The sequence below is a fragment of the Bifidobacterium sp. W8114 genome (assembly GCF_016101165.1).
In the GTDB taxonomy this organism is placed as follows: domain Bacteria; phylum Actinomycetota; class Actinomycetes; order Actinomycetales; family Bifidobacteriaceae; genus Bombiscardovia; species Bombiscardovia asteroides.
In genome coordinates, this window is the sequence record NZ_JACFRA010000002.1 from 394403 (window position 1) to 406737 (window position 12335).

General features: G+C 59.7%; 11 protein-coding genes. 2 read left to right on the plus strand and 9 right to left on the minus strand.

All coding sequences use genetic code 11. From position 1 onward, the window contains the following. The first annotated feature begins 104 nt into the window (after positions 1-104). Positions 105-1157 (plus strand): LacI family DNA-binding transcriptional regulator, encoded by a 1053-nt coding sequence (locus H3T89_RS04390; RefSeq protein ID WP_198203178.1) that lies wholly within the window; start codon positions 105-107, stop codon positions 1155-1157. Between the two features lie 81 nt (positions 1158-1238). Here the strand turns inward: H3T89_RS04390 and H3T89_RS04395 are convergent, their stop codons facing one another. The 9 genes from H3T89_RS04395 to H3T89_RS04435 all read right to left on the minus strand — a co-directional run bounded on the left by H3T89_RS04395 (position 1239) and on the right by H3T89_RS04435 (position 10611). Continuing rightward, a complete protein-coding gene (locus H3T89_RS04395; protein WP_198216317.1) occupies positions 1239-2771 on the minus strand; it encodes an ATP-binding protein in 1533 nt (510 codons plus the stop codon). A gap of 214 nt (positions 2772-2985) precedes the next feature. Further along, on the minus strand, positions 2986-4494 hold the full coding sequence (locus H3T89_RS04400; RefSeq protein ID WP_198216318.1) for a sensor histidine kinase: 1509 nt from the start codon (positions 4492-4494) through the stop codon (positions 2986-2988). Further along, the gene (locus H3T89_RS04405) at positions 4482-5213 is read right to left on the minus strand and encodes a response regulator transcription factor (RefSeq protein WP_198216319.1); all 732 of its coding nucleotides are present in this window, start codon (positions 5211-5213) and stop codon (positions 4482-4484) included. Before H3T89_RS04405 ends, H3T89_RS04400 begins: the two co-directional genes overlap by 13 nt. Positions 5214-5343: 130 nt before the next feature. Next, entirely contained in the window at positions 5344-6168 is an 825-nt protein-coding gene (locus tag H3T89_RS04410) for an ABC transporter permease (protein WP_198216320.1), read from the minus strand. A gap of 1 nt (position 6169) precedes the next feature. Then, positions 6170-7027: a hypothetical protein gene (locus H3T89_RS04415; protein ID WP_198216321.1), complete on the minus strand. Its 858-nt coding sequence runs from the start codon at positions 7025-7027 to the stop codon at positions 6170-6172. Beyond that, complete coding sequence (locus H3T89_RS04420; protein WP_198216322.1) at positions 7024-7719, minus strand: lantibiotic protection ABC transporter ATP-binding protein; 696 nt, start codon at positions 7717-7719, stop codon at positions 7024-7026. Before H3T89_RS04420 ends, H3T89_RS04415 begins: the two co-directional genes overlap by 4 nt. A 206-nt stretch (positions 7720-7925) precedes the next feature. Continuing rightward, entirely contained in the window at positions 7926-8690 is a 765-nt protein-coding gene (locus H3T89_RS04425) for a hypothetical protein (protein WP_198203172.1), read from the minus strand. A 2-nt stretch (positions 8691-8692) separates the two neighbouring features. Next, complete coding sequence (locus H3T89_RS04430) at positions 8693-9472, minus strand: multidrug ABC transporter permease (RefSeq protein ID WP_198216323.1); 780 nt, start codon at positions 9470-9472, stop codon at positions 8693-8695. Beyond that, a complete protein-coding gene (locus H3T89_RS04435; protein WP_198216324.1) occupies positions 9469-10611 on the minus strand; it encodes an ABC transporter ATP-binding protein in 1143 nt (380 codons plus the stop codon). Before H3T89_RS04435 ends, H3T89_RS04430 begins: the two co-directional genes overlap by 4 nt. 651 nt (positions 10612-11262) lie before the next feature. Between H3T89_RS04435 and H3T89_RS04440 the strand changes: the two genes are divergently transcribed. Beyond that, positions 11263-12333, plus strand: coding sequence for an iron-siderophore ABC transporter substrate-binding protein (locus H3T89_RS04440; RefSeq protein WP_198216325.1), 1071 nt, complete (start codon positions 11263-11265; stop codon positions 12331-12333). Positions 12334-12335: the final 2 nt, after the last annotated feature.

Below are 12335 nucleotides of genomic sequence, written 5' to 3' on the forward strand. Positions count from 1 at the left end.
AAAATTTCAATCCTTGCCTCCAAACAAAGCCCGGCGCTACCGGCAGGTAAGCGTTAGGCTGGTTTTATGCGATAATCACGGTCAGCAGGAAGGAATCCGACACAATGTCGTCCGTACAAGACGCAGCCGTCCCGGCAGGCAGAGGCAAGGTCGGCGTTGCAGACATCGCCCAGAAAGCCGGAGTCTCGCTGGGCACTGTCTCCAATTATCTGAACTACCCTGACCGCGTCTCGCAGACTCTGAAAGAACGCATCAGCGCAGCAATAGACGAACTCGGCTATGTGCCCCGCCCAGCTCGCGGAGCCGCGGCCCTGACCGGACAGTCCACCATCGGCATCATCATGACCGACATCGAGCATTCCCTGTTCACCTCCGTATTCGAGGGGGCCCAGGAAATCTGCGAAGACAAGGACATGCAGCTGATAGGTACCAATGCTTATTCCGATTCGAAACGCCAGACCAGCCTGCTCAAGCTCTTCTACTCACTGGGCGTCAAGGGGGTTATTCTCTGCAGCGTAGTGGACTGCACCGCTGACTTGGAGTGGGCGGCCTCGGTCAAGCTGCCCGTAGTGCTGGTCGATCATGTGGAGCCCAGCAGCAAAACCAAAAACTGCAGCGTCCTGGAGAACAACCTCGCCGTAGGGCAGATGGCGACCAGGCATTTGCTGGAAGCTGGATGCCAACACATCGCCTTCGTATCCCACTCCTTCGACTATCAGTCCATATACGACCGCTATACGGGGGTTCAGCGGGCCATGCGAGAGCAGTCCCAGGCCAAGTTGTCAATCATCGACTCACACGGAATCATGATAGAAGACGGCTATGAGGTCGGCTGCGAGATCAGCCAGCTCCCGCCTACGACAGTCCCTGACGGCATCATTGCCGGCACCGATGTGCTCGGGGTGGGAATCATCAATGCCCTGCAGGAGAAGCACAGATATCGCGTACCCGACGACATCAAAATCATCGGCACCGAAGGTGCCCGCACGGGCAACTATCCCAAGGTCCCCTTGTCAGTCGTCGCTGCGCCCGGCGTCGACATGGGCCGCAAGGCCGCAGCCCTCTTGATGGACGAGTTCAGCAACTCCCGGCATGTACACGGCTCTGTATTGATTGAACCGATTCTGGTGGAGCGGGATTCAAGCCGGGCGGCATAATCTCGAGGAAAAGACATTCACCATGTTATGACCCTGCTTCATCATGGCCGCCCGGCAATGCCTGCCCTTACGGTATGCCATTCACGGCTGCTTCCCCGAAGACACTTCAGAGAAGGAATCATTGGCCACATATCGTTGGTACTTGCTCCGGGGTCTATCGGGAAGCGTCATGGAGAGTGCGTTTTCTACGAGCAGCGGCTCGATGTACCGCCTGCGGACGTAGTACTTGCCTAACCCCAGCGCATGCGCAACACTCTCGAGCGATTGGGGCTCCTTGCAGAAATCGAGAATCCTGTCTCGTATTCCAATGCTCTTCTTCGCAGGATCTGATACTGCGGTTCCGGACCAAGGAACGTTTGCTTCCGCCGCACCAGCACGCTCCGGCACAGAGTAGAAGCGCACAGTGAAGGAAGCCTGCCGATCCTGAAACTCTACAGGCTTATATCCATACTGTTTGGCCTCCTCACGGATAGCCGGAATCCCTGAGTGCCGATTCTCCGCAATCCCCTCAATCTCCAGCAGACTGACCAGAGTAGGGTTCCTGGTCTGACTATTGGCAAAGCCCAAGTCGTTGATGCTCTGACCGCCATATACACCACCAGGATTCCAGCATTCAAGACGATCGGCAAAGAGCGTCAATCTGACCGGCGTTCCGTTGCAGTATGGGCCATAGTCACGATGCATCAATGCGTTGGTCAGGATTTCCCTGACTGCGGTTTCGGGATACTCGGGAATATCAGTGCGCACCCCATCCCTGATCACCGTTCTGGTTCTGCTGTTACGCCGCACGAAGGCCATGGCATCCGCAAGCATGCGATCGATGGACCCTTCAAAGCGCTGATTGTCAAGGAACCGCTCTCCCCCAAGACCAGTTCCGGCCTTGGCTCCCGGCACAACCACAGCGGTAATGCAGAGGTTCGGATACACCTGCTGCGGATATTCGCCAAGGGTCATCAGACCTGCAAGAGTGGGAGATCCACGACGGCAGACACCTGATAGCTCCAGGATCTCGTCCTCATTCCTTCTGGCCAGGAGCGGGCGTTCCCGCTGTGCGCGACTAATGAAATCATGACGTTTTCCTGGGTTCAACATATCGGAATCGGCCTGAGGGTCTACCGATACATCGTCGCGCCGACCGTCCTTGAAAGTCTCGATCTCATACAGCTGCGTAAGCGTCATGCGGGCATCGGCATCCCCGATCCGGGTGTAGCTGCCTGCGCTGATGCCTGCTGTCTTACGGTAGACAGGCCTCTCGCCCATGGGTTTGCCGTTGACGTAAGCCGACACCACGGACTTGCCGTCAATCAGGCTTTCGCTATAGACCGGTCTGACCTCGGGATACATCTCTTTGCCCTGTGCCGTTACCGCCTTTTCCAGCTCCTGCGCGTCATGGACGCCGACAACCTCGAATCCAAGGCTTTCATCCAGCCCGAATACGATGATGCCGCCTTCGTTTTGGTTGGAAAACGACGACAGCGAGTCATACACCTTTGGAGTCCCCTGGCTGGCGGCTTTGACTTCTATCGATTGGCCTTCACAACCCTTGCGCTGAATCGAACGCACGACCTCCTCCAGCGACAGATCGCTTTGTTCAGCGTCATCTGATTGTTGCATACAGGCCCCTACAAATTGATAATCTCTGTAATCTCTATCATACAGATTTACTAAAGAAAGGCAAACTTTAGTAATCAATTACTAAAATGATTACTAAAAAATTGATGTTTTTATAATTATCGGCCCATGGTCAACACTATTTCCGGATCTTTATCAATGTGCAATTCTTAACCGGACACGGAGTTTGTAGTAACCGATATTCACCCTGCCCCAGTCACTGCACTGGCAAAGATACCGTGACTACTGCGCCCTGGCCACTTGCTGCATTGGCCAGGGTCAGACGGCCTCCAGCACTCTCTACAGTCGACCGCGCTGCAGCCAGGCCGATGCCATGGTGGCCGCCGGAGCCGTGCCTACTGCTATCGGCCTGATAGAGCCATTCCGTGGCATGGGCTAGAGCCCGGCTGCTGAATCCTGGACCCTGGTCACGCACGGCCACCACCAAATCGCGCCCGCCCTCCTGGCCATCCTCCAGCCTCCAGGTCAGCGTCACCAGGCCTTGGTCCGGAGAATAGTCAGCCGCGTTGGCGACGATATTCATGATCGCCCTGGCAAGGTCAGCATCATTACCGGAAACCCGTCCGGCATCGGAACCCAGGCGGTCATCCCTCTCGAGTCGCAGACCCCGAGCATTGAGGTACCCCTGGGCCTGGTTGTCGACCATATCTCTCAAGGCAACTGTCGTAACCCCGGATCGCTCTGAAGCGGTGCCCACGGAACCCTGGCTGATGGCTTGGGCATAGTCGGCCATCTCGCGGATGGCATCCTCAATGGAGTCCAGGTAGGACTGCTGCTCCTGGCTGAGTCCAGTCTCCCCCAGCAGGTCCGCGTTGCCTCGCATGATGGTCAGCGGTGTCTTCAGGTCATGTGCCAGGGCCGCCACCTGCCGACGCTGGGACTCCTGGGCCGTCCAGGTCTTCTCCAGCGATTCCCTCAACGTGACGCGCATCCTGTCGAAGGACCCCAGCACCCGGTTGATCTCCAGCACGTTGCTACGGGGCAGTGAGGCATCCAGATCCTGCCGCCCTATATCGTCAGCCACCTGGTTGAAGACCTTGAGCTTGGATGATATGACATGGGCCGCCCGCAATCCGACCAAGAAGAGGGTGAGCAGCAAAGCAACCCCGTAAGATGCCAGCAGAAGATTCTGAGGATTGGGATAGCGATCCCGGGTCTGCCTCGATGCCCACTGCGGCTGAACCCGATAGGCCAGGACGCATGGCCGCCCATCGGCTGTGGCATAGACGACGTAGGTCGCATCCGGCTTTTCACGAGTGGCAAGGGGCCGTCCCGTCTTCTTTGTCTGCTCTTCCGATGGCTTAGATGCCCTGTGCTCCAAGTGGTCGGTCGCCAGCTGGTCGGCCTCGCTGGCCATGCCGCCCCTCATATCTCCCCCTTTAGGACGCCCCTGATGATCATAGGTTCGGTACCAATAGGCGGCGGGAATCACGGATTCGTCTACAGTAGTCGAACGGCCGATGGATTGCCCGACCTCCTCCAGATGCTGCTCGCCATAGTTGGCCCAGAAGAAGTCACCCCTGGCCCCCAGGTTTATCCAGACCATATAAATGCCTGCGAACAGCAGAGCCAGAATCAGCAGCACGTAGAGAAAGTACCTGATGATCAGCAGAACGATGGGCATTCCCTTGCGGCTTGGCTGGCCCTCGTCGTCGAGGCTCTGTTCCATCGGCGATTCGGGCACGCCGTCGGTCAGGCCACCCATTGGTAACCCACCGACCAGATGGTCCTGATGGGGTCCACCCCCAGAACCTTGAGTTTGCGCCGGGCATTGCTCAGATGCACTCTGACCGCAGCCGTGGCATCGCTGTCCGTATCATCGGAGGCCGGATCATCCTCTGCAGCCAGGCAGGCCTCCCATATCTGCATGGGCGCGTAGGCCCTCCCTGGATGCTCTGCCAGCAAAGCGCATATGCGGTATTCCGCATCCGTCAGATTGGCGTTGCGCCCGTCCACCCTGATCTGCCGCGCCTGAAGGTCCATTTCCAAGGAGCCAAAATGCAGGAGGGGACGCCCGCGCCGACTGCCCTGGGACAGCCGCGCTCTGACCTTGGCTCGGAGTTCGGCGATACCGAAAGGCTTGCGTATGTAGTCGTCGGCGCCCAGGCCGTAGGCCAGGACCGCGCTATCCTCATCGGTCTTGGCCGTCAGGAAGATGATCTGGCAGGATACCCGGTCTCTGATGGAAGTTAAAAGGGCAAAGCCGTCCAAGTGTGGCATCATGACATCGCAAAGGATCAGATCGACCGAAGACAGGTCCATGCTTACGACCTTCCGCGACTCGTTGACCACAGTCACGGCATAGCCGTCCTTGGACAGGGCAGCCATCAGCAGGGTCGTGATCCTTGTATCGTCGTCCACCACCAGGATGGATGCCCGATGCCGATTGCTCCCGGGGGAACCTTCGGCGTGCACGTCAGCCACGATTGGCTCCTTTTCTGCGCTTGCAGACTCAGCCCACCCGCTTTCGAGAATGAACGCCTGTGGACCAGGTGTCTTGCAAGCCTGATTCCTAGAACAGATTTCTCACGGACCGGATGCCCTGCAATCCAGTCTAATCGCTGACCTTGCGCCGATCCTCGAACCTGCCGATCCAAAGCAGGAGGGCCAGGCCCAAGGTCAGAGTGAGGACCAGGCAGGGGACCAGATTGTCCACAGCCGTCACGCCAATTGAAGCACGCAGACCCTTCCCTCCCGGCATGGTCAAGGCCAGAGCCTGTTCGATTCCCAGGGAGCCGAACCTGGTAGGCCAGGTGAAGGGTATCCACTGGCTGATCCCAGGAGTGCTCTCGACACCGGATAAAGTACGGCCGTATAGACCATTGAAAAGGCCGCCAAGGGAACTGATGGATATCCCCGTGCCAAGGACCCCAATGGCGATGGTCGTGTTTCTGCCAAAGCGCAGGGCCAGAGCGATGGAGAAAAGGTAGAGGCAGAGGGAACCACCGGCCATCCCCAGGGTGGCGAGCGCGACGGCCGTGATTGGTGCACCCGCTCCGCCTGCCAAAGCCACGGATAGGCAGTATGCTAAAGCCGCTAAGGCAAGAGCCAGCAGACCCAGCAACCAGAGCACCAGGACCTTGGCTGCCAGACCCAGACGGCGGCTGGGGATCCCCAGAAGATTGGCCATGTCGCCGGCCTCCCGCTCAGTCTCAATGTTTATGGCAACAACGATAGCGGCCATCAGGGGCATGAAGGCGCCCAGAACCTGGAAGAAGGCATCGGTCTCCAGACCAGGATCATAGGGAGCTGCAGCGAAGTAGGCGCCACAGACGAGGCCGGCCGCCAGTCCGCAGACGACATGGATGGCGATAAGCACAGATCCGTGCAAACGCACGACTTCCGAGGCCACGACCCGGCCGACTGTCATCCCAGCCATGTCAGTTGGTCTCCTTCCGCGAGAACCAGATGCCCGTCAGGACGGACAGGAGCAGGAACCAGACCAGACAGGCCACCAAGGCCGTCAGGCTTTGCCCGCCGAAGACAGACAGCGCAGCCTTGATGGGACTGTTGTCTTCAGTCTCCAGGGGCACACCATCAGGCATGACCTTCATGAAGGGCACCGGCAGGTTGATCATGGCGGCGGGCGGCAGGAAGGGCCATAGCCGTTGGTTTCCCCAGAAGATGATTGAGACCAGCAGGTCCACCATGTAAGGCAGGCCGAACCCGATCAGAACGCCGAACCTGGCGGTCAGGGCAAGTCCCGCCGGTATCATCCAGGAGCAGGCCAGGACCAGCATCAGGGCGCTGACTACAAAATCGACCAGGGAGGGGCCCTCGACCCCGGAGACGGCGACCATGACTGCCGAAAGACCCAGAGCCAGCAAGGTAGCGAGGCCGACTAGAAGCAGACAGTAGACGATCTTGGCCCACCAGACCAGAACGGGCGCTGCGGGCAGGGACAGGGTCGTTCTCCACCGCTGCTTTCCGTCGATGTTGGCCACGGCGACGCTTATCAGGGCGGTCATGGCCGGAAGGAGCAGGACATACCAGTAGTTGACCCAGGAGGGCAACCAGGCGTGCAGTCCGAATGCGAAGCAAGCCACGATGACAATGAGCACCAGGGGGAAAGCCAGGGCCATCCGTCTGGGTGGTGCCGACCGGCCCTTCATGATCTCCGCTGCCAGGATCCTGCCGAAGGGGATGCCTCCTCCCCGTGTTCTAGCCTTTGTCACGGTTCGGGCGTCTGAAGTAGCCATATCCTGCTGGATGAGTTCGTTGAGGTTCCTCTCGTTCATCGCGACCTCCTGAGCACATCCATGAACAGCCCTTCCAGGTCCTCCCCGGCGTGCAGTTCATTCTCGTAGGCCAGGCGGCCGTCGGCAATGATGCCGATGTGATCCGCCAGGATCGACACCTCGGAGAGGATATGGCTGGAGACGATTACGCTCATCCCCTGCTGCGGGAAACTGCGGATCATCCCCCTCAGCTCCTCGATGCCCAGCGGATCCAGCCCGTTGGTGGGCTCGTCCAGGATCAGCAGACGAGGGTTGGTCAGGATGGCATTGGCTATCCCCAGGCGCTGTTTCATGCCTAGTGAGAACTGTCCAGCCTTCTTGGAGCCCGTATCGCTCAGTCCTGAAATGGAGAGCGCCTGGTCAATCCACTCATCAGGTAGACCAAACAAGGTTGTGCGCACCTTGAGGTTCTGGCGGGCCGTCAGGTTTGGGTAGACGGGCGGCTGCTCGATCAGGGCGCCGATGTCGTAGAGGTCCCGGCGCGACCAGGGGTGCCCGTCCAGAATCATGGATCCGCCAGTGGGGTGCAGCATGCCTGTAACCATCTTCAGTGTGGTGGACTTGCCGGCCCCGTTTGGGCCCAGGAGCCCGTAGACTCCGCCCTCAGGGACATGCAGGGACACTTGGTCGACGGCCCGCTGTCCGTGGCCGAAGACCTTGGTCAGCCCCTCGGTCCTCAATATGTAACGCATGGTCAGCTCCTATTCGTTTCCTTGTAGCAGGAGCCAGACTAAAGACCGAAAATAAAGAAAGATAAAGGAGCCGAAACGGATTCTCACGCTGACATAATGTCTTGCTAGACGAACACCTGAGACAGGAGGGAGGGGTGCATGCACGCACACAGCCGCTCCCGCCTTCTACGTCCGTTCATGGGACAGCCAATCGCCGCCGGATTGAATCACAACCTCAGGTGTGCGCCTGACCGTATTCTGTGCAGGGCCACTACAGAAGCCACCAGACCGATGGCCACTTCCATCAGACCCCTGACGGCTTCAGCAAGGAGGACCGCCGTCCAGGATAGGCCATAATCTCCCACGGCCTGAACCGTGACCCCCAAAGGGAGGATGGTTGCGATCCAACGAAGTGGGGCCGGGTAGGCTTCGGCAGGCACGACCACACCCACAACCACTGGCAGAAGGACAGTGACCGCATTCAGCGGGGCGAAGGAATCCGCAGTCAGCAGGCCGAGGCCACCTACAAGGAGTCCCAAGGCCAAACCTGCAAATAGGGCGGTGGGCAGGAGGCTCAGGGCCCGGAGAAAATCGGACGGGCTGTGTCCGACATTCAGGACCAGGGTTCCGGCCAGGGCGACCAGCCCTGTGAACGAAGCAGCCATCACACCCGGAAGACCCAGGCCAATCCAGTAGGCCAGGTCCATCGGACGGCGTATCAGGATCTGTGGGATGATTCCCTCCTCCCTGTCCATGGTCATACCGCTGGCCATGACGGTCGCCACCTGGCAGGCCGCAGCCACCAGACCACCGGCGTATCCGATGCGAGCCAGGGCGGGGGAGTTCAGGCTTCCTCCGAGCATGAGCTGGCAGGCCACGTCCAGAATGGGGACAACGACCAGGGATACCAGGAGGGCCAGGGGGCGGCCAGCAGGCATGGAAGAGCGCCAGCTGACATTGGCTACGGTAAGCATCCTATGAATCCAACTCACGGTCAGATCACCTCGATTGTGCCGTCACGCCTGGCTCTGGCCTCGGAAATGCCAGCAAGGCGGGCGGCCAGGCTGATCCACAGGAGGAGGGCCACCAGCCAGCAAACCAGGTCCCACCAAAGGATGGAAACCCCTGGATCGGATGCAATGCCACCTGCCTTCATGATGGACAGGGCGGGCCGGGTGGGGATCAGATTCTTCAACCCCTCCCCCAGGTCAATCGTTCTCGTCGGACCCTCGAAAACTCCTGACAGAGCCATACAGGGGACAAGGACCAGGCCTTCATAGGCCGTGGCATAAGGGGTCATGACGAAGAGACAGGCCACAGCCAGGGCCATGACCAGGGCCCCCAGCCAAATCAGGGGCACCCCCAGGACCAGAACCGGCCAATGTTCCCCCAGCTCGGTCGGCAGGAGGGCACCCGGCCCTGGAATCAACCAGGCCACACCGGCTAGAGGAAAAGCCAGCAGGCCAAAGGTGGCGGTTGAAGAGATGAGGGCAAGGATGGCAGGCCGGGGGCCAGACCTGCTGACCATGAGATGAGCCAAGGTCCTCTTGCGCCGCTCGAAACCAATCAGACCTGCGGCGGAGGTGCAGGAGGTCCACAGGCCCATGACGGCCGAACGGAGAAACCCCTCGTAGGGATCGGATCCCCAGGCCCTGACTCCCAACCGTTGGACCAGGCAGGCTGAGAGGGTGGCTACCAGGAGGATCTCAATGAAGTAGGTGGTTCTGGTGTATTCGCGCAGTTGGAAGGCGGCTTCCCTGAGCATCCTCATCATAGATCCGCCTCCGCGCCTGGGCGGGCGGCCAGGGCCAGGAAAGCGTCCTCCAGACCTGCGGGCCTGACCAGGAGGTCCGCCGGGCAGTCGAGAGATCGGTCCGCGAAGAACCGGGCCATTTCTCGTCTGAGACGGGTCGGCTCTGCATCGGCAGGTCCTGATCCCTCCTCCGAAACTCGCTTCCAGAGGATGGAGACCATCCAGTCGGGGTCTGATGGCCGTGTGAGGACCACGCCGCGCCGACCGACCCAGCCAATCAGGATACCAGGGTCGGCCAACTGGTCCGGCCTCAGAGTGAAGGAAGCCACCCAGCCAACGTCGGCGAACCGCCGGACGGCCTCCAGGGACCCATCGACCAGAACCCTGCCCGAGTCGATGACCGCTATGCGGTCGGCCAGTTCCTCCACCTCCTCCATGCCATGGCTGGTCAGAAGGATGCCCACCCCCGAATCCGCCACCGAACGGATCAGGCTGCGGATGCGCAGGGCCGTGCCCGGGTCCAGGCCATCAGTTGGTTCGTCCAGGAGGAGAAGTCTTGGGGAGCCTAAGAGCCCCCTTGCTATGTGGAGGCGCTGGGTCTGACCCCGTGAGAGCTCATATACTGCATGGCGCTCCTTACCGTTCAGACCCACCTCCTCCAGGACACGGCCGATTTCGCTGTCCCTCCGCCGGTAGGGCACATCTGCCAAGTCGGCGAAGAAGCGCATATTGGCCATTACCGTGGCCCTGGGGTAGAAACCCCTGTCCCCACCGAGCACCAGCCCCAATCTCTTCCGGGCCTGGCTCGGATCGGCTAGGGCATCCACCCCGTCCACGCTCACCTCGCCACGAGTAGGGGTTAGAAGTGTGGAAGCGATTTTGACCAGGGTGGTCTTGCCGGCCCCGTTCAGACCGACCAAGGCCTGTATCTTTCCCCGGTCCACCTTCAGGCTGATGTCCGATAGGACTGTGTGAGGCCCCTCCCTCTGCCTACTTCGCCTTCCGGCGAAGGACCGCCAGACGTGGGAGAGGGCCAGGGCCGGACTCTCATCATCTTCGGCCTGCGGATACCTGCAGCCTTCACGTATACCTATGTTGGAATGCTTGATGAAATCAATCAAAATAAATGCCGTTTCCGTGCTCAGTGCTTGCAAATCCATGTGCACCCAGACCGGGATCGAAATCAGAATCGAACCAATGCGGTCCGGAGTACCATGAGAGACGCCTCACAGGGGCGCCAGACCGGGCATAACGGAGTCGCCGCCCCTATGGGCGGCCTGAACCAGCGGGCCTACAGAGTCTAAAGGGCTTCAGAGGACCCTGCCCGGAATCAGCTTCTCGCAAAGGAAGCCGGCAGTCATATGACTTCACCATCCACTGATAATCAAAGGTCGCAGGGAATCGGGACCGCAAGGGTCCATCCCCATGCATGTATCCAGGCCCCCGCAGGAACCCGCTTGCCACTATACACCGGGCCGGGGTACGGTTCCCCGGCCGATGATGACAATCGTAGAGAACCGCTTTTACGCATCACGTCCAGTGTGAACCCGTCTGAAAAACCTTGATATACGCCGCACCTAAGTGGTTGGGAACCGTGTACGGAGCGGCAGAGAAGACTGGGGTCATTAGGCTACCCATGCCCTTGATCACAAAGACGCTGGGGTCGGCATTTGCCTACCGCCTTTGCAGATGCTCCGCTTAACACGTGCAACCAGGGAAATCAACTCTTTTCTTCCCGTCGCGCCGATGCTACATCTGGTGTTTGGCTCTGGTGCACCATGCCAATTCGACAGCACGATCAAAGGAACCACATGCACATTCGACCATTCCTTTCCCTCACTCGATTCAAGCGCACTATCGCAGTCATCCTGGTGCTGGCAAGCGCTCTGTTCTTCCTGGGCGCCTGCGGATCGGGCTCGCAGGCAGGCCAGTCCGGCCAGCCAAAAGCCTCGGAGGAGCAAGGCTCCTTCCCCATCAAGATCGACCACGTCTACGGCACCACCTCCATACCCTCCAAGCCCAAGCGCATCGCCACCGTCGGATGGGCCACCCCCGACAACCTCATCGCCTTGGGGGTCGTGCCGGTCAGCATCCAGAAGAATGCCTTCGGCAAGACCGTCGATGGCGGATACCTGACCTGGACCAAGGATGCCTTGGATGCCATGCATGTGGACAAGGCGGATATGCCCAAGCTGCATGACGAATCAGACGGCATCGATGTCGAGGCCATCGCCGCATCCAAACCCGATCTGATCATCGGCCTGCTCTCCGGCATGACCAAGAAGCAGTACGACACCTTGAGCAAGATTGCGCCCACCATCGCCTATCAGAAGGTTGCCTGGGGCGACCCCTGGCGCAAGGTCATCACCGCCACGGCCCAGGCCATCGGAGAACCCGAAAAGGGAAGGAAGCTGATAGCCGACCTGGAGGAGCGCATCGCAAAGGCCGGAGAAACCCACTCAGCAATCAAGGGGAAGACCGGGGCGGTCATGTACTTCGATGCCTCCAAACTCTCCAAGTTCAGCGTCTACACCACCTCAGACGCCCGGCCGCAATTCCTGAACGACCTGGGACTGGAGACTCCGGAGTCCATCAAGGAGGACTCCAAGAGCACCAAGGACTTCTACAAGGAGATCTCCTCCGAGCATGCCGACAGGTACAAGGACGTCGACATCATCGTCACCTACGGCACCCCGGACCTGCTTGAAGCGATGCACAAGGACCCCCTCCTCTCCAAGATTCCCGCAGTCGAGCGCGGATCCGTTGTGGTCATCGCCAACGACAGCGAGATGGCCAACGCCCTTGACCCCTCAGCCCTGTCCATCCGGAAGACGACCGACACCTACGCAGGGCTTCTGGGCGAGGCTGCCGCCAAGATCTGATT

Bases quoted from the DNA above. Each gene is read 5' to 3' on its own strand.
- H3T89_RS04430 (WP_198216323.1), bottom strand. From the start codon at position 9,472: ATGATGAGGATGCTCAGGGAAGCCGCCTTCCAACTGCGCGAATACACC.
- H3T89_RS04435 (WP_198216324.1), bottom strand. From the start codon at position 10,611: ATGGATTTGCAAGCACTGAGCACGGAAACGGCATTTATTTTGATTGAT.
- H3T89_RS04420 (WP_198216322.1), bottom strand. From the start codon at position 7,719: ATGCGTTACATATTGAGGACCGAGGGGCTGACCAAGGTCTTCGGCCAC.
- H3T89_RS04400 (WP_198216318.1), bottom strand. From the start codon at position 4,494: ATGGGTGGCCTGACCGACGGCGTGCCCGAATCGCCGATGGAACAGAGC.
- H3T89_RS04395 (WP_198216317.1), bottom strand. From the start codon at position 2,771: ATGCAACAATCAGATGACGCTGAACAAAGCGATCTGTCGCTGGAGGAG.
- H3T89_RS04410 (WP_198216320.1), bottom strand. From the start codon at position 6,168: ATGGCTGGGATGACAGTCGGCCGGGTCGTGGCCTCGGAAGTCGTGCGT.
- H3T89_RS04390 (WP_198203178.1), top strand. From the start codon at position 105: ATGTCGTCCGTACAAGACGCAGCCGTCCCGGCAGGCAGAGGCAAGGTC.
- H3T89_RS04440 (WP_198216325.1), top strand. From the start codon at position 11,263: ATGCACATTCGACCATTCCTTTCCCTCACTCGATTCAAGCGCACTATC.
- H3T89_RS04415 (WP_198216321.1), bottom strand. From the start codon at position 7,027: ATGAACGAGAGGAACCTCAACGAACTCATCCAGCAGGATATGGCTACT.